This window comes from Nonomuraea roseola, from assembly GCF_039535395.1.
Taxonomy (GTDB): Bacteria; Actinomycetota; Actinomycetes; order Streptosporangiales; family Streptosporangiaceae; genus Nonomuraea; species Nonomuraea roseola.
In genome coordinates, this window is the sequence record NZ_BAAAXC010000013.1 from 15,429 (window position 1) to 31,544 (window position 16,116).

Sequence of the window (16,116 nt, forward strand, 5' to 3'; positions counted from 1 at the left end):
GTGCCGCGCGCGGCTGTGCCTGAGCACGTTGGTCACGCCCTCCCTCAGCGCCGTCGCCACCACGCTGTCCACCTCGGGAGCGGAGGGTGCGGGCGCGACGGTCACCTCCGCGCGCACTCCCACCAGGGCCAGCGTGGCCAGGAGGGTCGGCAGCTCCTCCTCCAGCGACAGCCTTACCTGATCGCCCGTCACGGAGGCGAGCTCCAGGCGCGCCCGCTCGACCAGCGGCGTCAGCGCCGCGGCCTGCGCGGCGGCCCTGTCGGGGTCGGAGTCCTTGAGCCGCGCCGCCAGCTCGCCCCTCAGCACCACGGCCGACAGGCTGAAGCCCAGCACGTCGTGCAGGTCGCGGGCGAGCCTGTCACGCTCCCTGGCGACCGCGTTCCTCGCCAGCTCGCGCCTGGCCGCCTCCAGCGCCGCTATGAGGCCGCTCAACCGGCTCAGGCCGTACACGAACAGGGCGACGGCGATGGTGCCGAAGACCGCGTAGAGGACGATGGGCAGGTCCCCGTAGGTCAGCGCGATCGGGGGCACCTGGGCGGCCAGGAAGACGGCGGCGAGGGCCCACGAGCGCGGCGGGCGGACGGTGAGCAGGATGCGGCCCGCGAGGAAGCCCGCCATGCCGACCCACCACTCGGGCGAGAACGGCGCAAGCGCCGCCATCAGGACGACGAGGACCGCCAGTGTCCGCCCGGTGGGCGGGCGCAGGTGCAGCACGACGATCACCACCAGGGCGGTGCCTGTGACGACGAGCAGGGGCGGGCTCAGCCTCGCGTACGCGAGCAGGTTCAGCTCGGTGATGAACGCGTAGACGGACAGGACGACCGCCAGGACGAGCCGCGCCGCTCTCGGCGACTCCACGGGCACCGGCGCGTCCGCCCCCTCGCGCACGGGCGCGCGGACCACCGACAGCGTCCTTCTGGCCAGCTCGACCGCGCCGTCGAGGTCGGCGTTCCTGACCAGGAAGCCGATGGCCGTCAGATCGTCGTGCAGGCGCCGTCCCAGGTCCCTGTGGACGCGGTCGCGCTCGGCCGCCAGCGCCTGCACGGCCAGGTCGTCCCTGGCGGCATGGAGCCGCTCGACCGTCGCGGCGAGCGAGGCCAGGCCGAAGACGACCAGGCCGTTGTCGACCGTCACCGCCACGTACCACAGCGCGATCAGCGGGCCGGCGCCCGCCGCGAGCCCGATCAGCCCGCCCGAGACGGCCATCAGCGCAGCCAGCGGCCGGCCGAACCTTGGCGGCAGGGCGAGCAGGACGGTCGCCGCCCCGATCCACAGCGAGGGCGCGAAGGCGTGGCCGAAGACGAGGAAGGCCACGTAGCAGAGCGCCACCTGCGCCGCCACCAGCCAGTACGGCACGCTGCGCCAGGCCGCGACGAGGACCGCGAGCATGAGCGCCTGGACGACGGCCATCCGCGCGATGTCCGGCCAGGCGACACCCTCCGTCAACGCGCCGATGAGCCTGACGCCCCACAGGAGGCCGAGCATCGTCCAGAGGAGGGCGCGCGCCAGGCGTGGCTGAAGATCGTCCATCCGCCCCCCTATGAAAAATGCATACCAATGGGGTGATTCTGGCACTTCTCCGACATGGACTCACTCCGCGATCCTGTGAGCACCCACCCTCTCTCGAGAGCACCGCTCTTGACATCAGCGCTCTCCCCGGAGAGCATTGCTCACACATAAGAGCAACGATCCCCCTGGAGTGCTCCCCGTGAAGCTCACCCCCGCGACCTACGCCGTGACCGGCCTGCTCTTCCTCGTCTATCCCGCCGTCCGTCCCTCCGGTGACGACGCCGCGGCCATCTCCTCCACCGCCTGGGTCCTCGGTCACCTGGCCGCGATGATCGGCTTCGTCCTGCTCGGCCTGGCCGCCCTCGGCGTCCACCAGCTGCTGAAGGACCGGCTGTCCCTGCGCGCCGCCGTGGTGACCTGGATCGGCGCGGGCCTGACACTCCCCTACTACGGCGCGGAGGACTTCGGCCTGAACGTCATCGCCGAGCGTGCCCTGCGCGACGGCACGCCCGAGCTGATGGAGCTGGCGGGCGAGTTCCGCTACGACGCGCTGGCGTCCACGATGTTCGCGATCGGCCTCGGGCTGCTGGGCATCGGCGCGATCATGACCGCGGTCGCCGTCTGGCGCTCAGGCACCGTCTCCAGGTGGAGCGCCGTGCCGCTGGCGGCGGGGTTCGCCCTGTTCATCCCGCAGTTCTTCGCGCCCCTCTACGGCCTGCGCGTCGCCCATGGCGCGCTGATCGCGATCGGCGGGCTGTGGCTGGCCTTCGCCCTGGCCCGGACCCACGCCGCCACCCGCGCCGAGGCCGGAGTCAAGGTCGCCGTCACCGCCTGAGACACCCCCAGGGTCCACCGAGGCGTCCTGACGGCCCGGGACTGAACCCCGAAAACCGGGGCAGGCGAGGCATCCCACCGTTACGACCCAGAAAGGGTGAATCCCCCATGGCAGGTCAGGCCAACTCCAGAGACGTCGTCCAGCGCCCCGACGGCAGCTGGGCGGTCACGAGGCCGGAGGGCGAACGGGCGCTGTTCACAGCGGAGACCCAGGCGGAGGCGGTCAAGCGGGCCAGCGAGCTCCTGCAGCGCGACGGCGGCGGCGAGCTGCGCGTCCACGGCACCGACGGCAAGGTCCGCGACCAGCGGACGATCGCCCCCGGCAACGACCCCGTGCCACCCAGGGGCTGACAGATGACGAAGCGGCTGCGCCGGTGCTCGGACGAGCACCGGCGCAGCCGCTTCGTGTGTGACTCAGTCGTCGTCCCCGTCGTTGTCGCCCGTGTTCACCACGTCAGGACGGTCGTCCCCGTCGTCGTCGCCGTCGCCTCCGCAGCCCGTGACCAACCCGGTCAGCGCCGCCAGCGCCGCCACGCCGAGCGCCACTCTCCGCCTGCCTCGCGTGAACATCGCCACCCCTCCCGTACGTCTTCCGTCAGAACGCCTCTCTCCTGTCCCGTCCTGGACGGATCTAACGGGCTGTGCGAGCCGCGCGAGGACGCGAGATCTCTCAGGAGGGCGGGAAACAGGGGCGCGAGGCCCGATCGGCCCTGCTGGACAGGGGTTCACGCGGGGGCTCGTGGGCCAGGAACACCGCCGGCGTGAGCTCTCATCGCAAAAAGCGCGATTGGATCACCCCTTGGGTGGGAATCCACTCACGGTATCAAGCGTTAGACACCGTGGGAGACAGACCCCCACGATGGGGGCCCTGTAGGAGGCTATTAAACATGGGCGAGCGCGCACTTCGTGGCACCAGGCTCGGGGCAACCAGCTACGAGAACGACCGTAACACGGATCTGGCCCCGCGCCAGGAGGTGTCTTACACCTGTTCGAAGGGGCATCGCTTCGAGGTTCCGCTTGCAGCCGAGGCAGAGATCCCCGCTACGTGGGAGTGCCGCATGTGCGGCGCGACCGCGGTTCGCGTGGACGGTGAGCTGCCGGAGGCCAAGAAGGCGAAGCCCCCGCGGACGCACTGGGACATGCTGCTCGAGCGGCGGTCCATCGAGGACCTGGAAGAGGTACTCAACGAGAGGCTGGCGATCCTTCGCGCACAGCGACGCAAGAGCGCCTGACCTCCACACGGTGACGCTGGAACGCCCCGGACCTGCCCGGTCCGGGGCGTTTTGCGTTGCCTCGGTGGGAGGCGTCCCACGCAGCCTCGAGCGCGAGGCCGTGAGGAGGCTCAGTCCTCGCGCAGGACCTCGCCGTGCACCACCTTGCTGTTGCCAGGCGCAGGCGCCGCACCGGCGTCGTCAGCGCGCTGGAAGGGCACCCCGAGATGCGCGTACGGCGAAGCCGCCGCCATCGCCTTGACCCGCTTGGCGAAGAACCACGATCCCAGCCGCCGCATGAACGGCCGCGTGAACGGCAGCACGCACAGGAAGCCGAGGATGTCGGTGACGAAGCCCGGGGTCAGCAGGAGCGCGCCGCCCACCAGGATGAGCCCGCCGTCGGCCAGTTCCCTGTCGGGCATCCTGCCGGTCTGCAGGGCGCTCTGCAGGCTGCGCCAGGCTCTGCGGCCCTCGCGGCGGACGATCCAGGCGCCGAGCAGGCTGTCGGCGAGCAGCAGCCCGACCGTGGCCCAGCCTCCGATCACCGAGCCGACCTGGATGAGCAGCCAGATCTCCAGGACGGGGACGACCAGGAAGGCCAGAAAAAGCAGGAGCCGGACCATCGTTTTCCTCATTCGCGCAGGCGGACCGCATTGCCAAAGATAACAACGCCCGGCGGGGCTCGGACGTTCCTAGCCCCTGCGGCGGCGCATCCTGGAGGGCAGCCCCGTGACGCCCCACACGCTCACCCGCCAGAGCGCCTCGGAGATGACCTTCCTGCTCATCTTGCTGGCCCCGTGGGCCCGCTCGACGAAGGTGATCGGCACCTCGGTCACGCGCAGCCCGTGCCTGGTGGTGCGCAGCGTGAGGTCGACCTGGAAGCAGTAGCCCTGTGACTCGACGTTGGCCAGCCCGATCTTCTCCAGGGCGGCCGCGCGGTAGACGCGGAATCCCGCGGTGGCGTCGCGGACGGGCAGCCCGAGCATCAGCCGGGTGTAGACGTTGGCGCCTCGCGAGAGGAACTGGCGGTGCGCGGGCCAGTTGACGATCTTGCCGCCCGGGACCCAGCGCGAGCCGATGACCAGGTCGGCCCCCTCGGCCAGCGCGTCGAGCAGCTTGGGCAGCTCCTCGGGCTGGTGCGAGCCGTCGGCGTCCATCTCCACCAGGACGTCGAAGCCCTCGGCCATGCCCCAGCGGAAGGCGGCGATGTAGGCGGCGCCCAGCCCCTCCTTGCCCGGCCTGTGCAGCACGTGGACGTGGTCGTCGGCGGCGGCCAGCGAGTCGGCGAGCTCGCCCGTGCCGTCGGGGCTGTTGTCGTCGGCGATCAGCAGGTGCGCGCCAGGCAGGGCCTTGCGGACCCGCTCGGTGATCAGCGGCAGGTTCTGCCGCTCGTTGTAGGTGGGGACGACGACGAGGACCCGGCCGAGCGTGTGCTCCATCATCGGTTCGCTCCCCTGCGACGCCACACGGCCGCGCCGATCGCGGCCACTCCCAACACCATCAAAGCCCACTCCGGCGCCGCGCCCAGTCGCGTGGCGATCGTCGTCCGGGTGCGCACCGGGACCTGAACCACGTTCATGTCGGCGACGCGCTCCTTCGTCTGCCAGGCGACCCTACCTTCTGGCGTGACATAGGCGGAGATCCCCGTTGTCGCGGCGGTGACGACCGCCCTGTTGTGCTCGACGGCCCGCAGCTGCGACATGGCCAGCTGCTGCGGGGGCAGGTTCGACAGGGCGTAGGTGGCGTTGTTGGTCTGCACGACCAGCGGCGTGCCACCCGCGCGGACGGCCTGCCGTACGACCCAGTCGAAGGCCACCTCGTAGCAGTTGACCGCGCCGATGGTGACCGGCCCCATGCGGAGGGCGCCCGGCTTGTCGCCCGCCACCGACTGCCTGCCGACCAGGTTGGCCCGCTCGAACAGGGCCAGGAAGATCTCCTTGAACGGGGTGTACTCGCCGAAGGGCACCAGCTGCTGCTTGTCGTAGTAGGCGCCGGGGCCGGTGACCGGGTCCCACACCAGGCTGCGGGTGGCGCGGTTGGACTCGCCGATCGCGACCACCGCGCCGACCAGCGTGGGCACCCCGACGTCCTTGACGGAGTCGTCGATGATCTGCCTGGCGGTCGCGTCGCGGTAGGGGTCGATGTCGGTGGAGTTCTCGGGCAGCACCACCAGGTCGGGTTTGGCCAGCGTGCCCTCGCGGGCGGCCTTGGCCAGCGCGTGGGTGCCGTTGGCGTGGTTGCGCAGCACGATCGCGGGCTCGTCGCCCAGCGCGTACATCCCCTCCCCCGGCACGTCGCCCTGCACGATGCCGACGTTGACCGTCCTGCCCTCGTCGCCGGGTCGCGGGATGGCGAAGGTCAGCAGCGGCAGCGCCAGCGCGAGCGCCAGCGGCACGACCCTGCGCGGCCGCAGCACGGCGTAGGCGACCAGCGCCCCGCACAGGGTGACGGCGAAGGAGACCAGCGGCACGCCGCCGAGCGCGGCGTAGCCGGTGAACAGGCTCTCGCCCTGGCTGAAGGCCACCCTGGCCCAGGGGAAGCCGCCGACGGGGAACAGGCCGCGCGCCCACTCCATGGCCACCCACAGCGCGCCGAACCACAGCGGCCAGGCGGGCAGCGTGAACACCAGAGCGGCCAGCGCGGCCATGGCGGCGTAGAAGAGGCTCTCGACGGCGACCAGGGCCAGCCAGGCGTCCACGCCGATCGGGCGGACCCAGGCCAGCGCGGGCAGCAGGAAGACGAGGGCGGCGAGGTAGCCGAGCCAGGCGGCGCGGCGGGGGCGCGTGCCGTACAGGCTGAGGACGATCAGGGTGATGCCGGCAGGCGCGCACAGCCACCAGCCGAGCGGGGGGAAGGCGAGAAACAGCAGCAGCCCGCCGGCGACGGCCGCGGCGGCCCTGGCCCACAGCCGCCCGCCTGACGCGCCGACCGGCGCGGGGGGCGGCGTCACGGCGCCCTGCTTCTCCTGCACCACGGCCGGGGTTCTCCTCGCGATCAGCTGCTGCTTGCGGAAACGCTACCGCCCGAGGTGGCCGACCCCCAAAGGGCACACACGCTGGCGGGGTGATCCCTTGGCAGACGGAGGCCAGGGGATCACCCGCTAGCGGTGTGATCCGAGCGCACGGGAGCGGGAAGAGGGCCCGGAAACCCTTCGGACCGGATCCGTCTCGTCGGCGGCGAGCGCGGAGTTCCGTTGTCTACTGGGCGACCGGGCCCGTCCCGGGTCCAACCCCCCGCCCGGTTGGGGTGCCCCGACTCGACGGACCGACGGCCCTGCACCTGGCTGTATGGACGAAGTCACGCTCCGTCACGGACGCAGGATCCGACGATGTCAGAGACGGCCAACCGGCCAAGTCCCGTGCTGGACTGGGCAGCAAACTACCGACTCCAACTCAGATGTCAACCGTGTCCCGATCAGCGGAAACCTCAAGTTTTCGCAGGTAGGACATGCTCGGCGAGGCCAGTCTAATGCCCTAACTCCCCGCGAGTCCGCCCAGTGACTCGGGCAGCTCCATATCATGAACGACGCCCAGTCGCTGGGTGGCGCGGGTGAGCGCCACGTAGAGATCGCTCGCGCCGCGCGGTGACTGCTCGAGGATCATGGCGGGCTCGGCGACGATCACCGAGTCGAACTCCAGCCCCTTCGCCTCGGCGACGCCGAGCACCGCGACGGAGGCCTCGAGCACGCCTCGTCCCGTGACGCCGCCGATCTGGTCGGCGAGCTTGTCGAGCAGCACGTCGGGGCCGAGGACGGCGACCCGCCCGCCGTTCCCGGTCTCCCTCAGCACCAGCTCGGGCAGCTGGTCCAGCGGCGCGGCCCACGGCACCGCGCCGCTCTCGCGCACCGAGGTGGGGGCCTGGAGCGCGGGGTCGATGGAGGCCAGCACCCGCTGCGCCAGCTCCATCAGCTCGACGGGGGTGCGGTAGTTGATGGTGAGGGTCTCCTCGCGCCAGCGCCCCGCCACGTAGGGGTCGAGCGCCTGACCCCATGAGCGGGCGCCGGCGCTGGAGCCGGTCTGGGCGATGTCGCCGACGATCGTCATGGACCTGGTCGGGCAGCGCCTCATCACCGCCCGCCACGCCATGGGCGACAGCTCCTGCGCCTCGTCGACGATCACGTGGCCGAAGGCCCATGTGCGGTCGGCCGCGGCCCTCTCCGCCGTCGTCAGGTACGGCTGGTCGCCGCGCTGCCGCTCGGCGAGGCGTTCGGCGTCCATGATGTCCGACAGGCCCGTCAGCTCCAGCACCTCGCGGGCGTAGGCGAGCTCTGACTCCTTCTCCCGCTCCTCCGCGGCGCGGGCGGCGGCCAGCTCCTCCTCCGCCTGCATCGCGGTGGCCCGCAGCACCTGCTCGTCGATGTCGCCGAGCAGCTCGGCGGCCTCGTCGAGCAGCGGCACGTCGGCCTCCGTCCACTCGGTGGAGGTGCGCAGCAGCAGGGCACGCTCCTCGCGGCTGAGGTTGCCCGCCGCGTAGTCGAGACGCTCGGGCGAGCCGTACAGGCCGATCAGCAGCCGCTGCGGCGTCAGGTAGGGCCACAGCCTGTTGAGCGCGCTCTTGACGACCGGCTCGGTGCGCAGCTCCTCGCGCAGGTCGGCGAGCTCGTCGTCGTCGATGAGGCCTTTGCCGAGCTTTTTGGCCAGCTGCCTGGCGAGGGCGTTGAGCAGGGAGCGCACGAAGACCGAGCGCGCCTGGTTGTGGCTGCGCCTCGAGCGGGCGGCCTTGTTCTTGGCGTTCTCCATCATCGAGCGGTCGATGGTGAGCCGCTGGCGGCCGAGCGGGAGCTCGATCGGCTGGCGCGGCACCCGCTGCCTGTCCCTCACCGCTCGCGCGATCACCTCCACCATGCGCACGTCGCCCTTGACCGCGGCGACCTCGGGGCGGTCCCTGCGGGTGGCACTGACGCCGGGGTAGAGCTCGCCGACCGTGGACAGCATGACGTCGGTCTCGCCGAGCGAGGGCAGGACCTGCTCGATGTAGCGCAGGAAGGTCAGGCCGGGGCCCAGGATGAGCACGCCGCGGCGCTCGAGCCGCTCCCTGTGGGTGTAGAGGAGATAGGCGGCGCGGTGCAGGGCGACGACGGTCTTGCCGGTGCCGGGACCGCCCTGGACCACCAGCACGCCGTTGAGGTCGGCGCGGATGACGCGGTCCTGCTCCGACTGGATGGTCGCCACGATGTCGCGCATCCTGCCGGTGCGCTTCGCGTCGAGGGCGGCCAGCAGCGCGGCCTCGCCGTTCAGCGTGGCCCTGTCGTCGTCGCTGAGCCCGTCGAGGTCGAGCAGGTCGTCGTCGACGCCGATCACCTCGCGGCCGCGCGTCTGCAGGTGACGGCGGCGGGTGACCCCCATGGGGGCGGTCGGCGTGGCGCGGTAGAAGGGCTGGGCGACGGGCGCGCGCCAGTCGATCAGCAGCCTGTCCTGCTCGTCGTCGCTCAGGCCGAGCTTGCCGATGTAGAGTCGGCCCTCCTCGGTGTGGTCGAGGCGGCCGAAGACCAGGCCGCGCTCGACGGCCCACAACCTGGCCAGTCTGGCGGCGTACATGCCGGCGAAGGAGTCGCGCTCGGACCTGTTCTGCTGTGTGCCGACCGCGCCGGCGGCCAGCACCTCCTTGAGCTGCTTCTGCGTGCGCTCGCGCAGCACGTCGAGCCGCTCGTAGAGCCGGGAGACGTAGCGTTGCTCTCTGGTCAGCTCGGTTTGACGAGCCTCCGTCGAACCGTTAGTGTTGGTAGTAATGGGACGCTCCGGGCCTTTCTGACTGTTGTGGCAACAAATCGCAACCTTATCAGGTCCGTCGAGCCGCTGACATCACGTCTTCATTTCACCGCTTGACTCTATGGCGCTTTGCCGTCCATTGTGAGTTAGGAAAGTTTCCTAACTCAATGGGAGTCACGAGTGAACGGTCCGGTTCCTGGAACACCCAGCCTGCTGCGCGCGATCAACGACCGCGCCGCTCTGCAGGTGCTGCTGGACCGGGGGCCGCTGACCCGGCCCGAGATCGGCACCCTCACGGGGCTGTCCAAGCCCACGGCCTCGCAGCTGCTGTCCAGGCTGCAGGAGGCGGGTCTCGTGGTGCTCGACGGCATCAGGGAGGGTCTGCCCGGCCGTACGGCCGAGCTCTACCGGATCAACCCCGACGCCGCCTACGTCGCCGCGCTCGACGTCACCCCCGACCGCATCGAGGCGTGCGTCGCCGACATCACCGGTCAGCTCGTCGGCACGTACACCCTGCCCACCTCCCGCCGCCCCAGCGACGGGCTGATCGACAGGCTGCGCGGCGCCCTGGACGGCGCGGGCTCGCCAGGCCCGCTGCGCAGGGTGGTGATCGGCGTGCAGGCCGCGATCGACCCCTCGACGGGCCGCCTCGGCTACGCCACGGCCAAGGACATGCCTGGCTGGCAGATCCCCAACCTCGTGCCCACGCTGAGCGAGGGCCTCGGCGTGCCCGTCGACGTCGAGAACAACGTCAACCTCGTGGCCGTGGCCGAGCAGGCCCACGGCGCCGCCCGCGACCACCAGGACTTCGTCCTGCTGTGGGCCGACGAGGGCATCGGCTCGGCCGTCGTCCTCGGCGGGCGCATGCACCGCGGCGCGACGGGCGGCGCGGGCGAGGTCGGCTACATGCCCACCCCAGGCGCGCCGACCGCGCGCGAGGCGGGCCTGTACGCCAACCACGGCTACCAGGCGCTCACCGGCGGCCCTGCCGTGCTCAAGCTGCTGCGCTCGTACGGCGTGCGCGGCACCGACTTCCGCCAGGCCGTCGCCGCCGCCGTGCGAACCGCGGCTGGCAGCGGCAAGAAGGCCGACGACGCCCGCGCGGGCCTGCGCGACATCGCCGCCAGGATCGCCGTGGGCCTTGCCGCGATCACCTCCGTGCTCGACCCCGGCCTCGTCGTGCTCACCGGCGGCATCGTGCTGTCCGGCGGCGAGAGCCTGCGCGAGCTCATCGAGCACGAACTCCACGCGCTCACCATCCCCAGGCCGCACGTGCGGCTGTCGACCGTCGAGGGCAACCCGGTGCTGGCCGGCGCCCTCGACCTCGCCCTCGACGCCGTCCGTGAAGAGGTCTTCAGCTCGACCGTCCCCACCGCTTAGATTGCAGGAGGCACCCCCCGTGCGTTTCGTCCCCCTTGCGGCCGCAGGACTCACCGCTCTTGCGCTGACCGCGTGTACGGCGGGCAAGGAGGCGCCGCCCTCACTCGGCGCCCAGCCCAAGCCCTCGGGCTCGGCCTCGCAGGCCCTGCCCGCCGCCACCATCGAGCTCTGGCACGGGTTCCAGACCGACGCCGAGGTCAAGGCCTTCGAGGAGGCGATCGCGGGCTTCAACAAGAAGTTCCCGCAGATCACCGTCAAGACCACCAAGGCCGTCCAGGACGACCAGATCACCCAGGCCATCCGCAGCGGCAAGGCGCCCGACGTGGCTGCCTCCTTCACCACCGACAACGTCGCGCTGTGGTGCAAGACGGGAGCGTTCCAAGACCTCACGGCGGTCGTCAAGCAGGACGGCATCGACCTGTCGGTGCTGCCCGCGGCCTCGCGCTCCTACACCGAGTTCGAGGGCAAGCGCTGCATGATGCCGCTGCTGGCCGACGCCTACGGCATGTTCTACAACAAGGCCCTGATGAAGGGGAACGAGCCGCCCAAGACGCTCTCGGAGCTGACCAGGCTGACCAAGGAGCTGACGGTCAGGGACCCCGACGGCACGATCAAGGTGGCCGGCTTCATGCCCAGCTTCCAGTACTACGAGAACTCCCCCTCCCACCTGGCCCCCATGGTCGGGGCCAAGTGGTACAACGACGACGGCACCTCAGCCATCGGCTCCGACCCCGCCTGGAAGCAGCTGCTGACCTGGCAGAAGGAGCTCGTCGACTGGTACGGCTACGCCCACCTGGAGAAGTTCCGCCGCAGCCTCGGCGACGAGTGGGGCTCGGCGCACCCGTTCTTCAAGGGCAAGGTCGCGATGATCGTCGACGGCGAGTGGCGCAACGCCATGATCGCCAACGACTCCAAGGCCAAGTCGCTCGACTACGGCACCGCCGCCCTGCCCGTCGCCGACGACAAGCCCGACCTGTACGGCAGCGGCTTCACCGCGGGCACCGTCATCGGCGTGCCGAAGGGCGCCAAGAACCCGCAGCACGCGTGGGAGCTGATCAAGCACCTGACCACCGACACCGACAGCCTGGTGACGCTGTCCAACGCGCTGCGCAACGTGCCCACCACCAAGGCGGCGATGGAGTCTCCCCGGCTGGCCGCCGACGCCAACTTCAAGACCTTCCTCGACATCTTCGCCCACCCGAGCACGAGCACGCTGCCCGCGTCGGTCAACAGCGTCTTCAACCAGGACTCCCTCTCGACCTTCCTGGTCACCTGGGAGAAGGGCGCGGTCAAGGACCTCGACGCGGGGCTGAAGGGCGTCGACAAGCGCATCAACGACAAGCTGAAGCTGTCCGGCGGATGAGAGCCAGGCCGAAGCGGCGGGAGGGCCTGCGGGCCCTCCTGTGGCTCTCCCCGTGGCTTGCGGGTTTCTCGATCTTCTTCGCCTACCCGCTGGCGTCGACCGTCTACTTCTCCTTCACCAACTACAACATGTTCACGCTGGAGTTCGTCGGCCTGGACAACTGGCGCTACCTGCTGCAGGACGACCGGGTCTGGGTCTCGGCCAAGAACACCCTGTGGCTGGTGGTCTTCATGGTGCCCGCGCAGGTGGTCTTCTCCATCGGCGTCGCGCAGCTGCTCACCAAGCTGAAGACGGGGGTGGGCTTCTTCCGCACCCTGTTCTACCTGCCGACGCTGGTGCCGATGGTGGCGGGGACCGTCGCCTTCGTCTTCCTGCTCAACCCGGTCGGCCCGGTCAACCAGATCCTGTCGTGGGTCGGGATCGCGGGTCCCGACTGGTTCGGCGACCCCTCGTGGTCCAAGCCGAGCCTGACCGCGCTGGCGGTGTGGGGCTGCGGCAACACCATGGTGATCTTCCTGGCGGCCCTGCTCGACGTGCCCAAGCACATGTACGAGGCCGCGGCCATCGACGGCGCGGGAGCGTGGCGGCAGTTCAGGAGCATCACGCTGCCGACCATCGCGCCGGTGCTGATGTTCTCCCTTGTCACGGCCGTCATCTACGCGCTGCAGTACTTCACGCAGGCGATGATCGCCTCCAGGGTCGCCTCTGGCGCCACCGACTCGGCGGGCAGCTCCTTCACCCCCGGCTATCCGGAGGGGTCTCTGCTCACACTGCCGCAGTGGTTCTTCCACGCCGCCTTCCGCGACTCCAACATGGGCTACGGCTCGGTGCTGGCGCTGCTGCTGTTCGCCACCTCGATGATCTTCACGCTGATCCTGCTCCGCCAGTTCCGCAAGGCCGAGGAGGTCCACTCATGAGCACCACGCTGACCGCGCCCCGCCACTCCAGGGCGCTGCCCGCCCCCGCCACGGGAGCGAGACGGCGCAGGGTCCTGCACTGGATCGCCACCCACGCCATCGCGGTGGCGCTGGCGGTCATGTTCGCAGGGCCCGTGGTCCTGGTCGGGCTGACCGCGCTGATGACCGACGAGCAGGCGCTGACCACCAACCTGTGGCCTGAGTCGTGGAACTGGTCGAACTTCGCCGACGTCTTCGCCAAGTCGCACCTGCTGACCTGGACGCTGAACACGCTGATGTACGCGGGGCTCGGCACGCTGTTCATGCTCGTCTCGTCGATCCCCGTCGCCTACGCGCTGGCGAGGTTCCGCTTCAGGGGGCGCAAGCTGGCCTTCCTGCTGGTCATCACGACGATGATGCTGCCGCCTCAGGTCGTCGCGGTGCCGATCTATCTGATCTGGGCCAGGTTCGGGCTCACCGAGACGCTGTGGCCGCTCATCCTGCCCATGCTGCTGGGCGACGCGTTCTCGATCTTCCTGCTCCGCCAGTTCCTGCTGACCATCCCTCGCGAGTACACCGACGCGGCCAGGGTCGACGGGTGCTCCGACTTCAGGACCCTGGTCAGGGTGATCCTGCCCATGGCCAGGCCGGCGATCGCCGCGGTGGCGCTGTTCCAGTTCTTCTACTGCTGGAACGACTACTACGGCCCGCTGCTCTACACCTGGATCAACCAGGACAACTGGACGCTCTCGCTGGGCCTGTCGACGTTCAAGGCCTTCCACAGCGTCCAGTGGAACCTCACCATGGCGGCCACCCTGCTGGTGACCGCGCCGGTGATCATCGTGTTCTTCTTCGCCCAGAGAGTCTTCATCGAGGGCGTCACGTTGACAGGAGTAAAAGGTTGAAACTCGCCGTTGTCGGGGGCGGCTCGACGTACACGCCCGAGCTGATCGACGGGTTCGCGCGCCTGAGGGACGAGCTGCCGCTCACCGAGATCGCGCTGGTGGATCCGGACCGCTCCCGCCTGGAGCTGGTGGCGGGCGTCTCGCGCAGGATGCTGGCCCGCGCGGGGCACGGCGCGAAGGTCGTCGCCACCACCTCCGTGCAGGAGGGCGTGAAGGGCGCGCAGGCGGTGCTGTTCCAGCTCAGGGTGGGCGGGCAGGCCGCGCGCAACGTGGACGAGACGCTACCGACGCAGTGCGGGTGCGTCGGGCAGGAGACCACGGGCGCGGGCGGCCTGGCCAAGGCGCTGCGGACCGTCCCCGTGGTGCTGGAGCTGGCCGAGCAGGTGCGCAGGCACGCGCCTGAGGCGTGGATCGTGGACTTTACCAACCCGGTCGGCATCGTGACCCGCGCCCTGCTCGACGCGGGGCACAGGGCGATCGGGCTGTGCAACGTGGCCATCGGCTTCCAGCGCCGCTTCGCCGGGCACCTGGGGGTCGACCCCTCGCGCGTCTCGCTCGGCCACGTCGGGCTCAACCACCTGACGTGGGAGCGCTCCGTCACCGTCGACGGCGTGGACGTGCTGCCCAAGCTGCTCGCCGAGCACGGCCGGGCGATCGCCGACGACATCGGGCTCCCTCTGGAGCTGGTGACCAGGCTCGGCGTGGTGCCGTCGTACTACCTGCGCTACTTCTACGCCCACGACCTGGTGGTGGAGGAGCAGCGGGCCAAGCCGTCGCGCGCGGCGGAGGTGGCGGCGATGGAGGCCGAGCTGCTGAAGCTGTACGCCGACCCTGCCGTCGACACCAAGCCCGCGCTGCTGGAGAAGCGGGGCGGCGCGTTCTACTCCGAGGCCGCGGTCGCGCTCATCGCCTCCCTGCTCGGCGACAGGGGCGACACCCAGGTGGTGAACGTGCGCAACGCGGGCACGCTGCCGTTCCTGCCCGACGAGGCGGTCATCGAGGTTCCCGCCGTCGTGGGGTCAGAGGGAGCCGCGCCGCTGCCGGTGCCCGCCGTGGAGCCGCTGTACGCGGGCCTGATCGCGAACGTGTCGGCCTACGAGAGCCTGGCCCTCGAGGCGGCGGTGCACGGCGGGGCCGACAGGGTCCGCAACGCGCTGCTGGCGCACCCGCTGATCGGCCAGGAGGCCGTCGCGGGCGCGCTGACGCGCCTGCTGCTCGAGGCCAACAGGGCGCACCTGCCGTGGGTGGTGTCGGCGTGAGGACCGTGCTCGCGGTCGACGGCGGCAACAGCAAGACCGACGTGGCGCTGGTCGCCGAGGACGGCACCGTCCTTGCCACCGGCCGCGGAGGGGGTTTCCTGCCGCAGAGCGCGGGCGTGTCGGCGGCCGCCGACGTCGTGGAGGAGGCGGTACGGCAGGCGCTCGACCCGCTGGCGCGGGCCATCGGCACCGCGCCCGCCGCGCCGTACGGTGACCTGCTGTCGGCCTACCTGGCCGGCGCGGACCTGCCGAGGGAGGAGGAGGCGCTGCGCGAGGAGTTCGCCGCGCGCGGCTTCGCCTCCGACGTCGTGGTGGGCAACGACACCTTCGCGCTGCTGCGCGCGGGCGCGTCGGGCCCCTGGGGCGTGGCGGTGGTGTGCGGGGCGGGGGTCAACGCCGTCGGGGTCTCCCCCAGCGGCCGGGTGGCCAGGTTCCCCGCGCTCGGCAAGGTCAGCGGCGACTGGGGCGGCGGGCTCGGCCTGGCCGAGGAGGCGCTCTGGCACGCCGTCAGGGCCGAGGACGGCAGAGGCGGCCCCACCGCCCTCGCCGCGCTGGTCACCGAGCACTTCGGCACCGCCACCGTCGAGGAGGTCTCGCTCGCCCTGCACTTCGGCGAGCTGGAGCAGTCGAGCCTGCACGGCCTCACCCCCAGGCTGTTCGAGGTGGCCGCGGCAGGGGATCCGATCGCCAGGTCGCTGGTGGAGCGGATGGCCGAGGAGATCGTGCTGCTGGCGGAGGTCTGCCTGCGCCGTCTGGAGCTGCTGGAGACGCCGACGGAGGTGGTGCTCGGCGGCGGCGTGCTGCGTGCCCGCGACCCGCTGCTGAGCGAGCTGCTCGACGAGCGGTTCACGGCGCGGGCGCCGCAGGCCAAGCTGGTCGTGGCGGACCTGCCGCCGATCGCGGGGGCCGCGCTCAACGGCCTGGACAGGATCGGCGCCGACGAGGAGGCCAAGGCCCGCCTGCGCGGGCACTTCGGCGACCTGCTCTGACCTGTTCTCCAGCAGGAGAGGAGGCCGGAGTGAAGCCGCCCGGGCCACCGGGCGCGCCGCGC

Annotated in this window: 14 protein-coding genes and 1 pseudogene; 9 read left to right on the forward strand and 6 right to left on the reverse strand. The window is 70.9% G+C overall.

Annotated features, from left to right (window positions below; all coding sequences use genetic code 11):
• Positions 1–222: 222 nt before the first annotated feature.
• A pseudogene (locus ABFX55_RS16765) lies at positions 223–1,530 on the reverse strand (histidine kinase); the annotation flags it as partial.
• Positions 1,531–1,708: 178 nt separating this feature from the next.
• On the opposite strand from ABFX55_RS16765, the gene ABFX55_RS16770 reads away from it, so the two are divergent.
• Both ABFX55_RS16770 and ABFX55_RS16775 read left to right on the forward strand, forming a co-directional pair.
• Complete coding sequence (locus tag ABFX55_RS16770; RefSeq protein ID WP_346122060.1) at positions 1,709–2,344, forward strand: hypothetical protein; 636 nt, start codon at positions 1,709–1,711, stop codon at positions 2,342–2,344.
• Between the two features lie 107 nt (positions 2,345–2,451).
• Positions 2,452–2,694: a DUF2188 domain-containing protein gene (locus ABFX55_RS16775; RefSeq protein WP_346122062.1), complete on the forward strand. Its 243-nt coding sequence runs from the start codon at positions 2,452–2,454 to the stop codon at positions 2,692–2,694.
• A 63-nt stretch (positions 2,695–2,757) separates the two neighbouring features.
• Here the strand turns inward: ABFX55_RS16775 and ABFX55_RS16780 are convergent, their stop codons facing one another.
• On the reverse strand, positions 2,758–2,913 hold the full coding sequence (locus ABFX55_RS16780; protein WP_183661556.1) for a hypothetical protein: 156 nt from the start codon (positions 2,911–2,913) through the stop codon (positions 2,758–2,760).
• Positions 2,914–3,230: 317 nt separating this feature from the next.
• On the opposite strand from ABFX55_RS16780, the gene ABFX55_RS16785 reads away from it, so the two are divergent.
• A complete protein-coding gene (locus ABFX55_RS16785) occupies positions 3,231–3,575 on the forward strand; it encodes an RNA polymerase-binding protein RbpA (protein WP_183661557.1) in 345 nt (114 codons plus the stop codon).
• Between the two features lie 110 nt (positions 3,576–3,685).
• Here ABFX55_RS16785 and ABFX55_RS16790 read toward each other — a convergent pair whose 3' ends face one another.
• From ABFX55_RS16790 to ABFX55_RS16805, 4 genes are all read right to left on the reverse strand, one after another.
• The gene (locus ABFX55_RS16790; protein ID WP_346122064.1) at positions 3,686–4,177 is read right to left on the reverse strand and encodes an FxsA family protein; all 492 of its coding nucleotides are present in this window, start codon (positions 4,175–4,177) and stop codon (positions 3,686–3,688) included.
• Positions 4,178–4,246: 69 nt separating this feature from the next.
• Positions 4,247–4,993: a polyprenol monophosphomannose synthase gene (locus ABFX55_RS16795; RefSeq protein ID WP_346122518.1), complete on the reverse strand. Its 747-nt coding sequence runs from the start codon at positions 4,991–4,993 to the stop codon at positions 4,247–4,249.
• The gene (gene lnt / locus ABFX55_RS16800; protein ID WP_346122066.1) at positions 4,993–6,528 is read right to left on the reverse strand and encodes an apolipoprotein N-acyltransferase; all 1,536 of its coding nucleotides are present in this window, start codon (positions 6,526–6,528) and stop codon (positions 4,993–4,995) included. The genes ABFX55_RS16795 and lnt overlap by 1 nt, the downstream gene beginning before the upstream one ends.
• A gap of 499 nt (positions 6,529–7,027) precedes the next feature.
• Positions 7,028–9,190: a HelD family protein gene (locus ABFX55_RS16805; RefSeq protein ID WP_346122068.1), complete on the reverse strand. Its 2,163-nt coding sequence runs from the start codon at positions 9,188–9,190 to the stop codon at positions 7,028–7,030.
• Positions 9,191–9,442: 252 nt separating this feature from the next.
• On the opposite strand from ABFX55_RS16805, the gene ABFX55_RS16810 reads away from it, so the two are divergent.
• From ABFX55_RS16810 to ABFX55_RS16835, 6 genes are read left to right on the forward strand one after another with little or no spacing between them, the layout of a single operon-like run.
• Positions 9,443–10,642, forward strand: a complete 1,200-nt coding sequence (locus tag ABFX55_RS16810; RefSeq protein WP_346122070.1) for an ROK family transcriptional regulator — start codon at positions 9,443–9,445, stop codon at positions 10,640–10,642.
• Positions 10,643–10,661: 19 nt separating this feature from the next.
• Entirely contained in the window at positions 10,662–12,005 is a 1,344-nt protein-coding gene (locus ABFX55_RS16815; RefSeq protein WP_346122071.1) for an extracellular solute-binding protein, read from the forward strand.
• Positions 12,002–12,922, forward strand: coding sequence for a carbohydrate ABC transporter permease (locus tag ABFX55_RS16820; protein ID WP_346122073.1), 921 nt, complete (start codon positions 12,002–12,004; stop codon positions 12,920–12,922). The genes ABFX55_RS16815 and ABFX55_RS16820 overlap by 4 nt, the downstream gene beginning before the upstream one ends.
• Entirely contained in the window at positions 12,919–13,806 is an 888-nt protein-coding gene (locus tag ABFX55_RS16825; RefSeq protein WP_346122075.1) for a carbohydrate ABC transporter permease, read from the forward strand. The genes ABFX55_RS16820 and ABFX55_RS16825 overlap by 4 nt, the downstream gene beginning before the upstream one ends.
• Positions 13,803–15,065, forward strand: coding sequence for a 6-phospho-beta-glucosidase (locus tag ABFX55_RS16830; RefSeq protein WP_346122077.1), 1,263 nt, complete (start codon positions 13,803–13,805; stop codon positions 15,063–15,065). The genes ABFX55_RS16825 and ABFX55_RS16830 overlap by 4 nt, the downstream gene beginning before the upstream one ends.
• Positions 15,062–16,054, forward strand: coding sequence for an N-acetylglucosamine kinase (locus tag ABFX55_RS16835; protein WP_346122079.1), 993 nt, complete (start codon positions 15,062–15,064; stop codon positions 16,052–16,054). The genes ABFX55_RS16830 and ABFX55_RS16835 overlap by 4 nt, the downstream gene beginning before the upstream one ends.
• Positions 16,055–16,116 lie beyond the last annotated feature (62 nt).